This window comes from Streptomyces sp. BA2 (assembly GCF_009769735.1).
In the GTDB taxonomy this organism is placed as follows: Bacteria; Actinomycetota; Actinomycetes; order Streptomycetales; family Streptomycetaceae; genus Streptomyces.
Genome location: NZ_WSRO01000002.1, coordinates 5281146 through 5299350, shown reverse-complemented (window position 1 = coordinate 5299350; position 18205 = coordinate 5281146). Strand labels below are relative to the sequence as shown.

Sequence of the window (18205 nt, the reverse complement as noted above, 5' to 3'; positions counted from 1 at the left end):
GGTTGTTCGTGGTTTCAGAACCAACACAGTGGACGCGAGCAACTGAGGACAAGCCCTCGGCCTATTAGTACCAGTCACCTCCACCCGTTACCGGGCTTCCAGATCTGGCCTATCAACCCAGTCGTCTACTGGGAGCCTTAACCCCTCAAAGGGGGTGGGAATACTCATCTCGAAGCAGGCTTCCCGCTTAGATGCTTTCAGCGGTTATCCTTTCCGAACGTAGCCAACCAGCCATGCCCTTGGCAGGACAACTGGCACACCAGAGGTTCGTCCGTCCCGGTCCTCTCGTACTAGGGACAGCCCTTCTCAATATTCCTACGCGCACAGCGGATAGGGACCGAACTGTCTCACGACGTTCTAAACCCAGCTCGCGTACCGCTTTAATGGGCGAACAGCCCAACCCTTGGGACCGACTCCAGCCCCAGGATGCGACGAGCCGACATCGAGGTGCCAAACCATCCCGTCGATATGGACTCTTGGGGAAGATCAGCCTGTTATCCCCGGGGTACCTTTTATCCGTTGAGCGACGGCGCTTCCACAAGCCACCGCCGGATCACTAGTCCCGACTTTCGTCCCTGCTCGACCCGTCGGTCTCACAGTCAAGCTCCCTTGTGCACTTACACTCAACACCTGATTACCAACCAGGCTGAGGGAACCTTTGGGCGCCTCCGTTACTCTTTGGGAGGCAACCGCCCCAGTTAAACTACCCATCAGACACTGTCCCTGATCCGGATCACGGACCCAGGTTAGACATCCAGCACGACCAGAGTGGTATTTCAACGTTGACTCCACGAACACTGGCGTGCCCGCTTCAAAGTCTCCCACCTATCCTACACAAGCCGAACCGAACACCAATATCAAACTGTAGTAAAGGTCCCGGGGTCTTTCCGTCCTGCTGCGCGAAACGAGCATCTTTACTCGTAGTGCAATTTCACCGGGCCTATGGTTGAGACAGTCGAGAAGTCGTTACGCCATTCGTGCAGGTCGGAACTTACCCGACAAGGAATTTCGCTACCTTAGGATGGTTATAGTTACCACCGCCGTTTACTGGCGCTTAAGTTCTCAGCTTCGCACGCCCGAAAGCGCACTAACCGGTCCCCTTAACGTTCCAGCACCGGGCAGGCGTCAGTCCGTATACATCGCCTTACGGCTTCGCACGGACCTGTGTTTTTAGTAAACAGTCGCTTCTCGCTGGTCTCTGCGGCCACCCCCAGCTCAGAGTGCAAGACTCATCACCGGTGATGGCCCCCCTTCTCCCGAAGTTACGGGGGCATTTTGCCGAGTTCCTTAACCATAGTTCACCCGAACGCCTCGGTATTCTCTACCTGACCACCTGAGTCGGTTTAGGGTACGGGCCGCCATGAAACTCGCTAGAGGCTTTTCTCGACAGCATAGGATCATCCACTTCACCACAATCGGCTCGGCATCAGGTCTCAGCCTTAATGTGCGACGGATTTACCTATCACACGGCCTACACCCTTACCCCGGGACAACCACCGCCCGGGCTGGACTACCTTCCTGCGTCACCCCATCACTCACCTACTACCATCTTGGGTCGGCGGCTCCACCACTTCCCTTTGCCCGAAGGCTCCAGGACGGCTTCACGGCCTTAGCATTAATGGGCTCGATGTTTGACGCTTCACAGCGGGTACCGGAATATCAACCGGTTATCCATCGACTACGCCTGTCGGCCTCGCCTTAGGTCCCGACTTACCCTGGGCAGATCAGCTTGACCCAGGAACCCTTAGTCAATCGGCGCACACGTTTCTCACGTATGTATCGCTACTCATGCCTGCATTCTCACTCGTGAACCGTCCACCACTCGCTTCCGCGGCAGCTTCACCCGGCACACGACGCTCCCCTACCCATCCCAGCAGGCGTTGGCCCTATATGCTGGAATGACACGACTTCGGCGGTACGCTTGAGCCCCGCTACATTGTCGGCGCGGAATCACTTGACCAGTGAGCTATTACGCACTCTTTCAAGGGTGGCTGCTTCTAAGCCAACCTCCTGGTTGTCTCTGCGACTCCACATCCTTTCCCACTTAGCGTACGCTTAGGGGCCTTAGTCGATGCTCTGGGCTGTTTCCCTCTCGACCATGGAGCTTATCCCCCACAGTCTCACTGCCGTGCTCTCACTTACCGGCATTCGGAGTTTGGCTAAGGTCAGTAACCCGGTAGGGCCCATCGCCTATCCAGTGCTCTACCTCCGGCAAGAAACACACGACGCTGCACCTAAATGCATTTCGGGGAGAACCAGCTATCACGGAGTTTGATTGGCCTTTCACCCCTAACCACAGGTCATCCCCCAGGTTTTCAACCCTGGTGGGTTCGGTCCTCCACGACCTCTTACAGCCGCTTCAACCTGCCCATGGCTAGATCACTCCGCTTCGGGTCTTGAGCGCGCTACTGAATCGCCCTATTCGGACTCGCTTTCGCTACGGCTTCCCCACACGGGTTAACCTCGCAACGCACCGCAAACTCGCAGGCTCATTCTTCAAAAGGCACGCAGTCACGACGCATTGAGTAAACTCAATGCGCGACGCTCCCACGGCTTGTAGGCACACGGTTTCAGGTACTATTTCACTCCGCTCCCGCGGTACTTTTCACCATTCCCTCACGGTACTATCCGCTATCGGTCACCAGGGAATATTTAGGCTTAACGGGTGGTCCCGCCAGATTCACACGGGATTTCTCGGGCCCCGTGCTACTTGGGTGTCTCTCAAACGAGCCGTTGATGTTTCGACTACGGGGGTCTTACCCTCTACGCCGGACCTTTCGCATGTCCTTCGCCTACATCAACGGTTTCTGACTCGTCTCACAGCCGGCAGACTGTGAAAGAGAGATCCCACAACCCCGCACACGCAACCCCTGCCGGGTCTCACACGTATACGGTTTGGCCTCATCCGGTTTCGCTCGCCACTACTCCCGGAATCACGGTTGTTTTCTCTTCCTGCGGGTACTGAGATGTTTCACTTCCCCGCGTTCCCTCCACACTGCCTATGTGTTCAGCAGCGGGTGACAGCCCATGACGACTGCCGGGTTTCCCCATTCGGAAACCCCCGGATCAAAGCCTGGTTGACGACTCCCCGGGGACTATCGTGGCCTCCCACGTCCTTCATCGGTTCCTGGTGCCAAGGCATCCACCGTGCGCCCTTAAAAACTTGGCCACAGATGCTCGCGTCCACTGTGCAGTTCTCAAACAACGACCAACCACCCATCACAGCCCGCCGAAGCGAACTTTCACTGGGGTCGGCACTTGAAGGCAGCCATACGGCCATACCTTCAGATACCCAACAGCGTGCCCGGCCCAGTCATCCCACCCATTCCGCGTTCCACGCCCCGAAGGACAGTACTTGCGGCCCGAGAAGGCCAACTGTGCCGAATAGTCAACGTTCCACCCATGAGCTAACCATCGTCGAACATTTGCCGACGTAATGGCTCTTGGACCACCAAGCAAGCTTGGCGGTCTAGATGCTCCTTAGAAAGGAGGTGATCCAGCCGCACCTTCCGGTACGGCTACCTTGTTACGACTTCGTCCCAATCGCCAGTCCCACCTTCGACAGCTCCCTCCCACAAGGGGTTGGGCCACCGGCTTCGGGTGTTACCGACTTTCGTGACGTGACGGGCGGTGTGTACAAGGCCCGGGAACGTATTCACCGCAGCAATGCTGATCTGCGATTACTAGCAACTCCGACTTCATGGGGTCGAGTTGCAGACCCCAATCCGAACTGAGACAGGCTTTTTGAGATTCGCTCCGCCTCGCGGCTTCGCAGCTCATTGTACCTGCCATTGTAGCACGTGTGCAGCCCAAGACATAAGGGGCATGATGACTTGACGTCGTCCCCACCTTCCTCCGAGTTGACCCCGGCAGTCTCCTGTGAGTCCCCATCACCCCGAAGGGCATGCTGGCAACACAGAACAAGGGTTGCGCTCGTTGCGGGACTTAACCCAACATCTCACGACACGAGCTGACGACAGCCATGCACCACCTGTCACCCGACCACAAGGGGGGCCGTATCTCTACGGCTTTCCGGGCGATGTCAAGCCTTGGTAAGGTTCTTCGCGTTGCGTCGAATTAAGCCACATGCTCCGCTGCTTGTGCGGGCCCCCGTCAATTCCTTTGAGTTTTAGCCTTGCGGCCGTACTCCCCAGGCGGGGAACTTAATGCGTTAGCTGCGGCACCGACGACGTGGAATGTCGCCAACACCTAGTTCCCACCGTTTACGGCGTGGACTACCAGGGTATCTAATCCTGTTCGCTCCCCACGCTTTCGCTCCTCAGCGTCAGTAATGGCCCAGAGATCCGCCTTCGCCACCGGTGTTCCTCCTGATATCTGCGCATTTCACCGCTACACCAGGAATTCCGATCTCCCCTACCACACTCTAGCCTGCCCGTATCGACTGCAGACCCGGGGTTAAGCCCCGGGCTTTCACAACCGACGTGACAAGCCGCCTACGAGCTCTTTACGCCCAATAATTCCGGACAACGCTTGCGCCCTACGTATTACCGCGGCTGCTGGCACGTAGTTAGCCGGCGCTTCTTCTGCAGGTACCGTCACTTTCGCTTCTTCCCTGCTGAAAGAGGTTTACAACCCGAAGGCCGTCATCCCTCACGCGGCGTCGCTGCATCAGGCTTTCGCCCATTGTGCAATATTCCCCACTGCTGCCTCCCGTAGGAGTCTGGGCCGTGTCTCAGTCCCAGTGTGGCCGGTCGCCCTCTCAGGCCGGCTACCCGTCGTCGCCTTGGTGAGCTTCTACCTCACCAACTAGCTGATAGGCCGCGGGCTCATCCTGCACCGCCGGAGCTTTCAACCCCCTCCCATGCGAGAGGGGATATCATCCGGTATTAGACCCCGTTTCCAGGGCTTGTCCCAGAGTGCAGGGCAGATTGCCCACGTGTTACTCACCCGTTCGCCACTAATCCACCCCGAAGGGCTTCATCGTTCGACTTGCATGTGTTAAGCACGCCGCCAGCGTTCGTCCTGAGCCAGGATCAAACTCTCCGTGAATGTTTTCCCGTAATCGGGATCGCATCCGCGTTGAGCGGAACCAGGAAGAGGAATAATCTTCCGGTTCACAGCGTCCTCGCTGATGTTTTCTTCAAAGGAACCTCGTCCCGACCATGACGGCCGGAGACGGGGTATCAACATATCTGGCGTTGACTTTTGGCACGCTGTTGAGTTCTCAAGGAACGGACGCTTCCTTTGTACTCACCCTCTCGGGCTTTCCTCCGGGCGCTTCCCTTCGGTGTTTCTTTTTGTTCTTCGTTCTTGCGTTTCCGACTCTATCAGACTCTTTCGTGTCCGATTTCCTCGGTGCCTTTCCGGTTCCCGCTCCGGCCTTTCGGCTTTCGCGTTTCCCTTTCCGGCGGCTCCGACTCTACCAGATCCTTTCGGGCCTGATTCCCAGTCAGCGGGGCTTGTCTTCCCGGCTGTTGGGCCGTTCCGACGAGTGAGACTTTAGCGGAATCCCGGCTCCCGACCTAATCGGGGGCGCCCTTTCGAACGCGGATTCCTCATTTCGCAAAAGCGCATGAAAACGAGCAGACGACGGGACATCGAAGATGACACGGCATCGATCGTTTGAATGGTTCTGCGGAATGGTGCCCGGGGACCGACCGAGGGTCGGCGCTCACGCCGGACAACTCGGAGAACACTACGTACGCGGTCAGGGCGTGTCAACCCTGGTACACGGTGGCCCGCGAGGGCTAACGTAAGAGGCGTGACTACACATGCGCACACCCAGCTGTGGTGGGCCGCCTGACGGCGGCCGTACATACGCATGTACTCAACGGCTGCCGACTTGGCGGCCGTTTCTTGTTTCTCCCCCTGGAGGACCCGGAGCCCGGTCGTCGGGCCGGCGGTCCTGACCAAGAGGCGGAGAGATGGCGAGGATCTTCAGCGGGGTCAAGCCGACGGGGCACCTGACCCTGGGGAACTACCTGGGCGCCGTGCGCCAGTGGGCAGAGGTTGATCAGCACCGCGCCGAGTCGCTGTTCAGCGTCGTGGATCTGCACGCCCTGACCGTGGATCACGATCCCGGGCGGGTGCGCAGGCTCAGTCGGCAGGCGGCGACGCTGTTGCTCGCGTCGGGGATCGATCCCGAGCGGGCCACCGTGTTCGTACAGAGTCATGTGGACGAGCACGCCAGGCTCTCCTATCTGCTCGAGTGCGTCGCGACGGACGGCGAGATGCGGCGGATGATCCAGTACAAGGAGAAATCCGCGCTGGAGCGGGCACGCGGCGGGAGTGTGCGGCTGTCGCTTCTCACCTATCCCGTGCTGATGGCGGCGGACATCCTGGCCTACGGGGCGGACGAGGTGCCGGTCGGGGACGACCAGGTGCAGCATGTCGAGCTCACCCGGGATCTGGCGATGCGGTTCAACCAGCGGTACGGACACACGTTCGTGGTGCCGCGGGCGACGTTTCCCAAGGTGGCGGCCAGGGTCATGGATCTGCAGGACCCGGCCGCGAAGATGGGGAAGTCCGGCGATGCCGGGGCCGGGATCATCTATCTCCTTGACGAGCCGGACGTCGTGCGGAAGAAGATCATGCGCGCTGTCACGGACAGCGGGAGCGAGGTCGAGTACGACCGCGAGGCCAAGCCCGGGATCTCGAACCTGCTGGAGATCCTGGCGGCCTGTGAGGGTGGGAACCCCGAGGGCTTGAGCGGTGTATATGAGACGTACGGGGCTTTGAAGAAGGACACCGCCGAGGCCGTGGTGGAGGTGCTGAGGCCCGTGCAGGAGAAGCACAAGGAGCTGGTTGCTGATCCCGCGTATGTGGAGGAGGTGTTGCGGCGGGGAGCTGAGCGGGCCAGGGGGATGTCCAGGCCGACGGTGGACACCGCCTATCGCGCGATCGGCCTGCTGCCGCCGGTGAACGAGACGCGGTAGCGGCGTGCGGCTCTCCGGGGGGTGCGGGGCCTCGCGTGGGGGCGCGGTCCCGCACACCCCGGACCACGGGTCAGCTGTTGTTGCCGGAGGCCAGTTCGCGGCTGCGGTCGCGGGCGGCTTCGAGGGCGGCGATGAGGGCTGCTCGTACGCCGTGGTTCTCGAGTTCGCGAATGGCGTTGATGGTGGTGCCGGCAGGGGAGGTGACGTTCTCGCGGAGCTTGACCGGGTGTTCGCCGCTGTCGCGGAGCATCACTGCGGCGCCGATCGCGGCCTGGACGATGAGGTCGTGGGCCTTGTCGCGGGGCAGGCCGAGGAGGATGCCCGCGTCGGTCATGGCCTCGACCAGGTAGTAGAAGTACGCCGGTCCTGAGCCGGAGAGGGCCGTGCAGGCGTCCTGCTGGGTCTCGGGGACGCGGAGGGTCTTGCCGACGGCGCCGAAGATGGCCTCGGTGTGGGCGAGGTGGGCGGCGGTGGCGTGGCTGCCTGCGGAGATGACGGACATGCCTTCGTCCACGAGGACGGGGGTGTTGGGCATGACGCGGACGACGGGGGTGCTGTCGGCGAGGCGCTCTTCGATGAAGGAGGTGGTAATGCCGGCGGCGGCGCTGATGACCAGGCGGTCGGGGGCGACGTGGGGGGCGAGTTCGTCGAGGAGGCGGCCCATGTCCTGCGGCTTGACGGCGAGGATGAGGGTGTCGGCCTGCTTGGCGGCCTCGGCGTTGCTGACGGGGTCGACTCCGTAGCGGGTGCGGAGTTCCGCGGCGCGTTCGGAGCGGCGGGTGGTGACCAGGAGGTCGGCGGGGGCCCAGCCGGCCCGGATCATTCCGCTGAGGAGGGCTTCGCCGATCTTGCCGGTGCCGAGGACTGCGACGGGCTGGGGCATGTGTGGGTCACCCTCCAGGTGCGGGTCAAGCGGGGGTCTTTCTCGTCGGGTCATCCTCGCATTGGTGGGTCAGGCCGTGCGGCGGCGGAGGGTGGCGGCGCCCAGGGCGAGGACGAGTACGGCGCAGCCCGCGACGACGACGGCGTCGCGTACGAAGTCGCCGGTGACGGAGGGATGGCGGAGGACTTCGTTCATGCCGTCCACGGCGTACGACATGGGGAGGGCGTTGGAGATCGCTTCGAGGGCCGGCTGCATCTTGTCGCGCGGGGTGAACAGGCCGCAGAGGAGGAGCTGGGGGAAGATCACGGCCGGCATGAACTGGACGGCCTGGAACTCGGATGCCGCGAAGGCGGAGACGAAGAGCCCCAGTGCCGTGCCGAGCAGGGCGTCGAGGAGCGCGACCAGGAGCAGCAGCCAGGCGGAGCCGGTGACGTCGAGGCCGAGGGCCCACAGGGCGAGGCCGGTGGCGAGGACGGACTGGATGACGGCGAGGAAGCCGAAGGCGAGGGCGTAGCCCGCGATGAGGTCGCCCTTGGCCAGGGGCATCGCGAGGAGGCGTTCGAGGGTGCCGGATGTGCGTTCGCGGAGGGTGGCGATGGAGGTCACCAGGAACATCGTGATGAGGGGGAAGATGCCGAGGAGTGAGGCGCCGATGGAGTCGAAGGTGTGCGGGCTGCCGTCGAACACGTAGCGCAGGAGCAGGAGCATCACGCAGGGGACGAACAGCATCAGTGCGATGGAGCGGGGGTCGTGGCGGAGCTGCCGCAGGACACGGGCCGCGGTGGCGAGGGTGCGGTAGGTGTTCATCGGGGGCTCCTGGTGGGGGTGCGGGCGGCATTGGCCTCGTCGACCAGGTGGAGGAAGGCCGCTTCGACGGTCTCGGTGGCGGTGCGGGTGCGGAGGGCTTCCGGGGTGTCGTCGGCGAGGAGTTCTCCTTCGCGCATGAGGAGGAGGCGATGGCAGCGTTCGGCCTCGTCCATGACGTGCGAGGAGACGAGGATCGTGGTGCCTCGCTCGGCGGCGATGGAGTGGAAGAGGTTCCACAGGTCGCGGCGGAGTACGGGGTCGAGGCCGACGGTTGGTTCGTCGAGCACGAGGAGTTCCGGGGCGCCGAGGAGGGCGACCGCGAGGGAGACGCGGCTGCGCTGGCCTCCGGAGAGGTTGCCCGCGAGGGCGTCGGCGTGGGTCGTCAGGTCGACGTCGTCGATGGCGCGGGTGACGTGTTCGTGGCGGCGGTGGGCGGCGGGGCCGCGGCCGGGGTCCAGGACGGCGGCGAAGTAGTCCAGGTTCTGGCGGACGGTGAGGTCGTCGTAGACGGAGGGGTCCTGGGTGACGTAGCCGATGCGGGAGCGGAGGGCGGGGGCGCCGGCCGGCTGGTCGAGGACCTTCAGGGTGCCGGTGACTTTGGCCTGGGTGCCGACTGTCGCGCGCATGAGGGTGGATTTGCCGCAGCCCGAGGGGCCCAGGAGGCCGGTGATCTGCCCCTTCGGGACGGCGAAGTTCAGGCTGCGGAGGACTGTGCGGGGGCCTCGGACGACGGTCAGGTCCCTCGCCTCGATGGCGGGTGGCTCCTCAATATTCATCATGTGATGATTATGGCGCCTTCGGCGCCGGGGACGTCAAGGGCGGACCGCGCTTCCGCTTCCCCTGCGCTTCCCTGCGGGGCTGCTACCGAGGGGGGCGGAGATTGCCTACGACAGTGAGGTCCACGGCGTACGCCTCCTCCACCGTTCCGTCCGGGAAGAGGCCGAGCAGATGCGCGCGCTCGGCCGCGAGGATCGGCGCGGACTCCTCCGGGCCGAGCACCGCGAAGTAGGAACGGCTGCCGAGGTGCGCGAGCTGTACGTCGAGGGGGACGCGGCGGGTCCAGTGCGGGGCGGGAGGGCACGGGGCAGGGGCACGGGGCGGGAGCGGCCGGGGCCTACGCGGATCCGCGCCTACGCGCCGGAGCTAGGGGTCCGCGCCTACGCGGCCGGGCCTCAGGGATCCGCGCCTACGCCGCCAGGCCTCAGGAATCCGCGTGTGCGGGCCCCGGCTCTCAGAGATCCGCGTCGTGCGCAGCCGTGCCTCAGGGATCCGCGTCGTGCGCGCTCGGGGACACAGAGATCCGCGCATGCGTGCCCCGGGCCTCAGAGATCCGCGCGTACCTGTTCGGGGCTCCCAGAGGTCCGCGTCGTATACGGCCGGACCCTCAGGGAGTCCGTGTCCGGGGGCCAGGGACCCTCGCCTGCGCCGTCCGGGGGGCCAGGGACCCTCGGCCGCGCGGGCCGGAGGCCAGGGATCCTCGCCCCCGCCGTCCGGGCGCCAGGGGTCTTCGCCTGCGCCGGCCGGGGGTCAGGGGGCCTCGCCTGTGTGGGCCGGGGGTTAGGGGTTTCTTTTCTTTTGGGAGGGGTTGCCTGTGCGGCGGGACGTGCGCTTTGCGTACTGGTTGCGGGACGTCTCGTACTCCTCGCGGTGGAGTTGTTCGCCGGGGGCCTCGGTGAGGCTGCGGAAGAAGTAGGCCAGGAGGACGCCTACGAAGCCGATCGTCAGGAGGCCGCGCATCGATGACTGGGACGCCGGGTCGTGGCGGCGGGTGAAACCCTCCCAGGTGCGGCGGAAGGCGACCGCGCTGCAGATCGAGAACATGACGAGGACCAGGAAGTTCACGAACGTCCCGACGCCCGCGACCGCCATGCCTTCGTAAGCGAAACGCAGCACGAAGCAGCCGGCCGCGGCCGCGAGCAGCGATCCCGCCGCGACGCCCGCGCGGCGCGCTCCGTAGCCGTTGTCGTGGCCGACCCACGTCGTGCCGAAGAAGCGGATGGGCTCGGGCTGCGGGCCGGGGGCTGTCGCGGCCGCGCGGTCGGGGGTGCTGGAATCTGCGCTCACCCTTCGAGTATCGCCCGGGGTGGCCGCCGCGCCGTGGCGCAGGGCAGGCGCGCCCTATTCGTCCCCCGCCTTGCCCTGCCGTACCACTCGGCGGCTAGTTTGTGGGGCAGTACGACAGATGAACAGGCTCATGCGTAAACCGGTGCACGCGGGACGGGAGGTCAAAGAGTGTCGCTCCGCGGAGGTGACCCAGCCGAGATCGGCGGCTACCCGCTAGAGGCACGGCTCGGCTCGGGCGGCATGGGCACGGTCTATCTGGCGCGTACGGCCTCGGGGCGACCCGTGGCGATCAAGCTGATCCACCAGCAGTTCGCGGGCGACGAGGAGTTCCGCATCCGCTTCCGGCAGGAGGTGGCGGCGGCGCGGCGGGTGAGCGGCGCGTTCACCGCCGCCGTGGTCGACGCCGACCCGGAGGCCGAGTACCCGTGGATGGCGACGGCCTATATAGAGGGGCACACTCTCGCCCAGCAGATCGCCAAGAAGGGCCCGATGACCGGCGCGGACCTGCGCACGCTCGCCATCGGTCTGACGGAGGCGCTGCGTGACATCCACCGCGTGGGCGTCGTGCACCGCGACCTGAAGCCCTCGAACGTCGTGCTCTCGCCCGAGGGACCGCGCGTCATCGACTTCGGCATCTCGCGCGCCGCGGACCAGCAGACGCTGACGATGACGGGGCGGGTCATCGGTACGCCGCCCTTCATGTCGCCGGAGCAGTTGCAGGCACCGCGCGGGGTCGGGCCGCGGTCCGATGTCTTCTCGCTGGGCACGTTGCTGGTGTACGCGGCGACGGGGCAGGGGCCGTTCGATGCGGACAGCCCGTATATGACCGCGTATCAAGTGGTCCATGAAGCGCCGGAGTTGGATGCCGTGCCGGCCGCCCTGCGTGCGGTGGTCGAGCCGTGCCTCGACAAGGACCCGGACGCGCGCCCTTCGGCGGACCAGCTTCTTGAGCGGTTGCGGGACCTGCCGGTCGAGATGGGGGGCGCGGCGGGGGCGGCGCGGGGCAGTCGTACGCGGGACACGGACACTCAGCATCATCGGTCCTCCATGGGCGACGGGACCAAAAGCGTGGACGACGGGGCCAAGAGCGCCCCCAACAGCCCCAACAGCCCTCGCCCCCGCCGCCGTTGGCGCCCCGCGCTCGCCGCCGCGGTCGCCGTGGCCGCGCTCGGCGGTGGGATCGCGGCTCTCCAGCTCGGCTCGTCCGACGGCTCCACCGGCGACGGTGGCGGCGGTGGCGGCGACGGCCCCAAGGACCGCACCGTCGCCGCCGCCGAGGCGCCCCTGCCCGACGGCTTCCGGCCCTGGCGCACGACCGTGCCCAACGACAAGGGCATCCCGGACGAGGTGCGCTGCGTGCCGCGCGGGGACGCGTTGTTCTGCGGGGGCGGCGGAGTCGTCGCGACCCGGCTGCGGATCTCCGACGGCAAGGAGATCTGGAAGGTGAAGAGCCCCGGCGTGCCCATGCAGGGCATGCACATCGTGGGCGCCACGGACGACACCGTCCTCGGCTACCGCATCCCGGATGACGCGGCGTCGTCCGGAAAGCCCGTCCAGCTGGTGGCGTTGGACGCCCGGACCAGCAAGGAACTGTGGTCCCGCCCGATCAGCGGCCAGTCCCAGATCTACACCGGGCGCTCGCAGGACGCGGTCCTCTCCGGCTCGACGGTCCTGTCGGTCGAGCCCGGCCGTAAGCGGGTCGAGGCCAGGGACGCGCACAGCGGGCGCTTGCTCTGGTCGACGCCGGTCCCCGCGGGCTCGGAGTGCACGCCGGTACCGGCGGGGCAGCGGATGTACGCGATGTGCGCGCCGTCCGCCCAGGTCGCGAACGTCGAGGTGCGCAACCCCGTCATCCACACCCTCGATCTCACGTCGGGGACGTTCGGCAAGGGCATCGCGGTCGAGGGGCCCGTGCACCCGGTGGGTGGCGACAAGGGCGGGCTCGTACTCCTTCACCAGCGGTTGAAGGGGCCCGAGTTCCTCGGGTACGACAAGGTGCTGCGGGTCGATCCGGGCAGCGGTCGCGTCTCGAACCGGCCTCTGAAGAAGACGTACGGCGCTACGACCGGCGTCGCGGACGGCACGGTCTACTTCGCGGAGCCGACCGGGCGGATCAGTGCGGTGGATCCCGCGACCGGGCGGCAGAAGTGGTCCCGGTTGACGGGTGTTGAAGGGGCCTCCGGGCCGACGGCGAGCGGTGGCGCGCTGTACTTCAGCTCGCCCAGTGGGCGCGTGGTCGCTCTTTCGCCGCGGGGCAAGGTCCTGTGGAGCACCGGTCCTCGGGCCGAGGGGCTTGGCGGTGAGGTGAACGCGAGTCCGCGTGTTGCGGTTTCGGGGCGGGTTGTTTTCGTGGCGGCTGCGAAGAACACCGTGTTCTCGTTCGATGCTATGAAGCCGCCGAAGTCCGGGTGACGTTCGGCGCTACGAAGCCGCCGGAGTCCGGGTGAACTTCGGCGGCTTCCGCTGCCTCTTACGTGCGGTGGATCAGCAGCGCGGGGCCACGTAGCCGTCGCTGCCTGTGCGGACGTACGTGTCGGAGACGTAGCGGCCGCTGCCGATGCGGTCCCAGAGCTTTGATGTGCCGGTCGGGCCCGTGACCTTCTCGCCCGGCTTCTGGCAGTGGATCGTCACTCGGGTTCCTGCCGCGAGACGGCCGACCTTGCCGTACGACGTGCCTGGGCCGGAGCGGACGTTGACGTCTGCCGCGATGGGGTATGTCTTTGCCGCCGCGGCTTCGATTGCCTCTGCGGATTCCGGTGCTATTACGTTCTCGCTCATGCTTCTCTCCCCCGTTTGGCGGCGGCTGGGGCCGCCTTTGCGCGTTCGCTTACAGGGGTGGACGCGTGGGGGTGGCGGGGCGGTTGCGGGGTGTTGGGGTTGAGGACTTTCCCTTCCCCAACCCCGCCCCTTCCCGACTGTGACATCTGCGGCTCCGCCGCGGGCCGCTCTGGCGCGGGGGCCTTGCTCGCCGCAATCACCGGCTCCGCCGCGTTCGTCCTCAAACGCCGGACGGGCTATATCTAGCCCCCTAGCCCAGCTTCGACACATCCCGCACCGCGCCGCGGTCCGCGCTTGTGGCCATGGCTGCGTATGCCCGCAGGGCCGCCGAGACCTTGCGGTCCCTGGCCTTGGGGGCGTAGACGCCGCCCAGGGCCTCTCGGCGGGACTCCAACTCCGCCTCCGGGACCAGGAGTTCGATGCTGCGGTTCGGGATGTCGATGCGGATGCGGTCGCCGTCCTCGACCAGGGCGATCGTGCCGCCGGACGCCGCCTCGGGCGACGCGTGGCCGATCGAGAGGCCCGACGTGCCGCCGGAGAAGCGGCCGTCCGTGACCAGGGCGCAGGCCTTGCCGAGGCCGCGGCCCTTCAGGAAAGAGGTGGGGTAGAGCATTTCCTGCATGCCGGGGCCGCCCTTGGGGCCCTCGTAGCGGATGACGACCACGTCGCCTTCCTTCACCTGCTTCTTGAGGATCTTGTCGACCGCCTCGTCCTGCGACTCGCAGACCACGGCCGGGCCCTCGAACGTCCAGATCGACTCGTCGACGCCCGCCGTCTTCACGACGCAGCCGTCCACGGCGAGGTTGCCCTTGAGGACCGCGAGGCCACCGTCCTTCGAGTACGCGTGGGCCGCGTCCCTGATGCAGCCGCCCGCGGCGTCCGTGTCCAGGGTGTCCCAGCGCTTCGACTGGGAGAAGGCCGTGGCCGAGCGCTCGCAGCCCGGGGCCGCGTACCAGAGGTCGACCGCCTCGTCCGACGGCGAACCGCCGCGCACGTCCCACGTCTCCAGCCACTCCTTGATGGACGCGGAGTGGACCGCGTGCACGTCCTCGTTCAGGAGGCCCGCGCGGTACAGCTCGCCGAGGATCGCGGGGATGCCTCCGGCGCGGTGCACGTCCTCCATGTAGTACGTGCCGCCGGGCGCCACGTTCGGGGCGACCTTGGCCAGGCAGGGGACGCGGCGCGAGACCTCGTCCATGTCGGCGAGGTCGTAGTCGAGCTCGGCCTCCTGCGCGGCGGCGAGCAGGTGCAGGATCGTGTTCGTGGAGCCGCCCATGGCGATGTCGAGCGCCATGGCGTTGCCGAACGCGGCGCGCGTGGCGATGCTGCGCGGCAGGACCGACTCGTCGTCGCCGTCGTAGTACCGCTTGGCGATCTCGACGACCGTCGCGCCCGCGTTCTCATACAGCGCCTTGCGGCCGGTGTGCGTGGCGAGCATCGAGCCGTTGCCGGGCAGGGAGAGGCCGATGGCCTCGGTCAGGCAGTTCATGGAGTTGGCGGTGAACATGCCGGAACAGCTGCCGCAGGTCGGGCAGGCGTTCTCCTCGATGCGGAGGATGTCCTCGTCCGAGACCTTCTCGTTGACCGCGTCGCTCATCGCGTCGACCAGGTCGAGTTTTCGGACCGTGCCGTCGACCAGCGTGGCCTTGCCGGCCTCCATCGGGCCGCCGGAGACGAAGACCGTCGGGATGTTGAGGCGCAGGGCCGCGTTCAGCATGCCGGGGGTGATCTTGTCGCAGTTGGAGATGCAGATCAGGGCGTCGGCGCAGTGCGCCTCCACCATGTACTCCACCGAGTCCGCGATCAGGTCGCGGGAGGGCAGGGAGTACAGCATGCCGCCGTGGCCCATCGCGATGCCGTCGTCGACCGCGATGGTGTTGAACTCGCGCGGGATGGCGCCCGCGGCGACGATCGCCTCGGAGACGATCCGGCCGACCGGCTGCAGGTGGGTGTGGCCGGGCACGAACTCGGTGAAGGAGTTGGCGACGGCGATGATCGGCTTCCGCCCGATGTCCGCGCCGGGTACACCGGAGGCACGCATAAGGGCGCGTGCGCCCGCCATGTTGCGGCCGTGGGTGACTGTGCGGGACCTGAGCTCGGGCATCGTCGCTCGCTCCTTCAGGGATCTCAGAGACATGTGACTCGACTGTTGTCGAGCGTACGCCGACGCTCCACGATCTGGACAGGCTGTCCGGATGGCGGGACAGCTGTCTCGGTGAGCGGGCCCCAAGAGCCCCAAGAAGGGGCTCCGCTCAGGGGCCCGTCAGATGCCCCTGCACCACCGGTGCGATCCGCGCGATGATCGCCTCCGGGTCCGCCGACGCCAGCGGCTCCACCTGGATCACGTACCGCAGCATCGCCGTGCCCACCAGCTGCGCGGCCGCCAGTTCCGCCCGCAGCTCCGCGTCCGGCTGGTCGAGCTGCCGTGCCACTCTGCCGAGCAGCTGCGTCGCGATGAGGCGGCGGAAGACGGCAGCCGCCGTGTCGTTGTTCACCGCGGAGCGCACGATCGCGAGGAGCGGTACGCGGGTCGCGGGGTTCTCCCAGACGCCGAAGATGAAGCGGGTCAGGCGCTCGCCGACGCCGTCGAGCGGGCCGTCCTCGATCGCGGCGGGCGCTTCGAGCGCAGGCGCGAAGGCCTCCTCGATCGCCGAGGCGAAGACCTGCTCCTTCGTACCGAAGTAGTGGTGCACGAGCGCCGAGTCCACCCCGGCGGCCTTGGCGATCCCGCGCACGGACGTCTTCTCGTACCCGCGTGCGGAGAACTCGGTGCGGGCGGCCTCCAGGATGCGGTCCCGCATCGCCGGGCCCTCGGCGGACTGCGTACGAGAAGGACGTCCCCTGCGGCGCGGAGCCGTGCCGCCCGCCGCCGGAGCCGTCACGAGCGGGGCACCTTCACCGCGGACGCCAGATGCAGCCGGGTGTAGGCGAGGGCCTCGGCGAGGTCGGCCTCGCGTTCGGCGCTGGACATCGCGCGGCGCGTATTGACCTCGATGACGACGTGCCCGTCGAAGCCGCTCGTCGCGAGGCGCTCCAGGAGTTCGGCGCACGGCTGCGTGCCGCGGCCGGGCACCAGGTGCTCGTCCTTGGCGGAGCCCTTGCCGTCGGCGAGGTGGACGTGGCCGAGGCGGTCGCCCATGCGGTCGATCATCTGCATCGCGTCCGTGCGGGCGGTCGCGGTGTGGCTGAGGTCGACCGTGAAGTGGCGGTAGTCGTCCTTGGTGACGTCCCAGTCGGGGGCGTAGGCGAGCATCTCGCGGTCGCGGTAGCGCCACGGGTACATGTTCTCGACGGCGAACCGGACGTCCGTCTCATTCGCCATCCGCCAGATTCCGTCGACGAAGGCGTTCGCGTACCCGCGCTGCCAGCGGAAGGGCGGGTGCACGACAACCGTCGACGCGCCCAGCTTCTCGGCGGCGGCCTGCGCGCGCTGGAGCTTCACCCAGGGGTCCGTGGACCACACGCGCTGTGTGATCAGGAGACATGGCGCGTGCACGGCGAGGATCGGGATCTGGTGGTAGTCGCTGAGTCTGCGCAGGGCTTCGATGTCCTGACTGACGGGATCCGTCCAGACCATGACCTCGACGCCGTCGTAGCCGAGGCGCGCGGCGATCTCGAAGGCCGTCGCCGTCGACTCCGGATAGACCGAGGCCGTCGACAGGGCGACCTTCGCATCCGGGATGCGCACCACTGGTTCTGCCACGAGGGACAGCGTACGGGCCACGCCTGGGCGCGGGGGAGGTGGTCCGGGTGGTCTCCCGCACACCCGGGCCGTGTGTGACGTACGTCTACGCACCGTCGTCGGTGGCGGTGACCTGGGTCGCAGGAAGGTGGTCGAGCCGGCGCAGGATCACGCCCTCGCGCAGCGCCCACGGGCAGATCTCCAGCGTCTCGACCCCGAAGAGATCCATCGCGCCCTCGGCGACGAGCGCCCCCGCGAGCAGTTGGCCGGCCCGGCCCTCGGAGACTCCGGGCAGCTCGGAGCGCTCGGCCGTCGTCATCGCGGCCAGCTGCGGGACCCAGTCCTCCAGGGACTTCCGCTTCAGCTCACGCTGGACGTAGAGGCCCTCGGCGGAGCGCGCGGCGCCCGCGAGCCTGGCCAGCTGCTTGAACGTCTTCGACGTCGCCACGACGTGATCGGGGGCCCCGAAACGGCTGAACTCCCCCACCGTGCGCGCGATCTGGGCACGCGCGTGCCGCCGCAGCGCCTTCACGTCGCCGGGGTCCGGCGGGTCCTGGCGGAACCACGCGGACGTCAGACGGCCGGCGCCGAGCGGCAGGCTGACGGCGGCGTCGGGTTCCTCGTCGATGCCGTACGCGATCTCCAGCGAGCCGCCGCCGATGTCGATGACCAGGAGCTTTCCCGCCGACCAGCCGAACCAGCGGCGGGCCGCGAGGAAGGTGAGGCGGGCCTCCTCGGCTCCGGTGAGGACCTGGAGATCGACGCCGGTCTCCTCCCTGACGCGGGCGAGGACCTGATCGGCGTTGCTGGCCTCGCGTACGGCGGAGGTCGCGAACGGCAGCAGATCCTCCACACCCTTGTCCTCGGCGGCCTCCATCGCGTCACGGACGGTGCCGACCAGGCGGTCGACACCTTCGGGGCCGATCGCCCCGGCCTCGTCGAGGAGTTGGGCGAGGCGCAGGTCCGCCTTGTGCGAATACGCGGGCAGCGGGCGCGCGCCGGGGTGGGCGTCCACCACCAGCAGATGCACCGTGTTCGAACCTACGTCGAGGACACCGAGTCTCATATACGGAACGCTACTGCGCGTCCGGCGGT

General features: G+C 66.6%; 12 protein-coding genes and 2 rRNA genes. 2 read left to right on the top strand and 12 right to left on the bottom strand.

What is annotated here, in order from left to right; translation table 11 throughout:
- Window positions 1-44: 44 nt before the first annotated feature.
- Together E5671_RS26655 and E5671_RS26650 are read right to left on the bottom strand one after the other, a co-directional pair.
- Window positions 45-3169: ribosomal RNA gene (locus tag E5671_RS26655) — 23S ribosomal RNA — on the bottom strand.
- Window positions 3170-3484: 315 nt separating this feature from the next.
- Window positions 3485-5010 (bottom strand): 16S ribosomal RNA (locus E5671_RS26650).
- The 16S and 23S rRNA genes sit together here, the layout of an rRNA operon.
- A gap of 875 nt (window positions 5011-5885) precedes the next feature.
- On the opposite strand from E5671_RS26650, the gene trpS reads away from it, so the two are divergent.
- A complete protein-coding gene (trpS, locus tag E5671_RS26645; protein WP_160506450.1) occupies window positions 5886-6896 on the top strand; it encodes a tryptophan--tRNA ligase in 1011 nt (336 codons plus the stop codon).
- A 70-nt stretch (window positions 6897-6966) separates the two neighbouring features.
- On the opposite strand, the gene proC is transcribed toward trpS, so the two are convergent.
- The 5 genes from proC to E5671_RS26620 form a co-directional block, all read right to left on the bottom strand.
- Window positions 6967-7779, bottom strand: coding sequence for a pyrroline-5-carboxylate reductase (gene proC / locus E5671_RS26640; RefSeq protein ID WP_160506449.1), 813 nt, complete (start codon window positions 7777-7779; stop codon window positions 6967-6969).
- Between the two features lie 69 nt (window positions 7780-7848).
- A complete protein-coding gene (locus E5671_RS26635) occupies window positions 7849-8586 on the bottom strand; it encodes an ABC transporter permease (RefSeq protein ID WP_160506448.1) in 738 nt (245 codons plus the stop codon).
- Window positions 8583-9365: an ABC transporter ATP-binding protein gene (locus tag E5671_RS26630; RefSeq protein ID WP_160506447.1), complete on the bottom strand. Its 783-nt coding sequence runs from the start codon at window positions 9363-9365 to the stop codon at window positions 8583-8585. The genes E5671_RS26635 and E5671_RS26630 overlap by 4 nt, the downstream gene beginning before the upstream one ends.
- Before the next feature lie 82 nt (window positions 9366-9447).
- On the bottom strand, window positions 9448-9585 hold the full coding sequence (locus E5671_RS26625; RefSeq protein ID WP_237330245.1) for a hypothetical protein: 138 nt from the start codon (window positions 9583-9585) through the stop codon (window positions 9448-9450).
- Between the two features lie 558 nt (window positions 9586-10143).
- Entirely contained in the window at window positions 10144-10650 is a 507-nt protein-coding gene (locus E5671_RS26620; protein ID WP_160506446.1) for an EamA/RhaT family transporter, read from the bottom strand.
- 168 nt (window positions 10651-10818) lie between these two features.
- Between E5671_RS26620 and E5671_RS26615 the strand changes: the two genes are divergently transcribed.
- Window positions 10819-13062, top strand: coding sequence for a protein kinase domain-containing protein (locus E5671_RS26615; RefSeq protein WP_160506445.1), 2244 nt, complete (start codon window positions 10819-10821; stop codon window positions 13060-13062).
- 72 nt (window positions 13063-13134) lie between these two features.
- On the opposite strand, the gene E5671_RS26610 is transcribed toward E5671_RS26615, so the two are convergent.
- The 5 genes from E5671_RS26610 to E5671_RS26590 form a co-directional block, all read right to left on the bottom strand.
- A complete protein-coding gene (locus tag E5671_RS26610) occupies window positions 13135-13428 on the bottom strand; it encodes an SH3 domain-containing protein (protein WP_160506444.1) in 294 nt (97 codons plus the stop codon).
- Between the two features lie 250 nt (window positions 13429-13678).
- Window positions 13679-15532, bottom strand: a complete 1854-nt coding sequence (ilvD, locus tag E5671_RS26605) for a dihydroxy-acid dehydratase (RefSeq protein ID WP_160506443.1) — start codon at window positions 15530-15532, stop codon at window positions 13679-13681.
- 148 nt (window positions 15533-15680) lie between these two features.
- Entirely contained in the window at window positions 15681-16310 is a 630-nt protein-coding gene (locus tag E5671_RS26600; RefSeq protein WP_336605854.1) for a TetR/AcrR family transcriptional regulator, read from the bottom strand.
- Window positions 16307-17131, bottom strand: a complete 825-nt coding sequence (locus E5671_RS26595) for a TIM barrel protein (RefSeq protein WP_160506442.1) — start codon at window positions 17129-17131, stop codon at window positions 16307-16309. The genes E5671_RS26600 and E5671_RS26595 overlap by 4 nt, the downstream gene beginning before the upstream one ends.
- An 85-nt stretch (window positions 17132-17216) precedes the next feature.
- Window positions 17217-18176 (bottom strand): Ppx/GppA phosphatase family protein, encoded by a 960-nt coding sequence (locus tag E5671_RS26590; RefSeq protein WP_160506441.1) that lies wholly within the window; start codon window positions 18174-18176, stop codon window positions 17217-17219.
- Window positions 18177-18205: the final 29 nt, after the last annotated feature.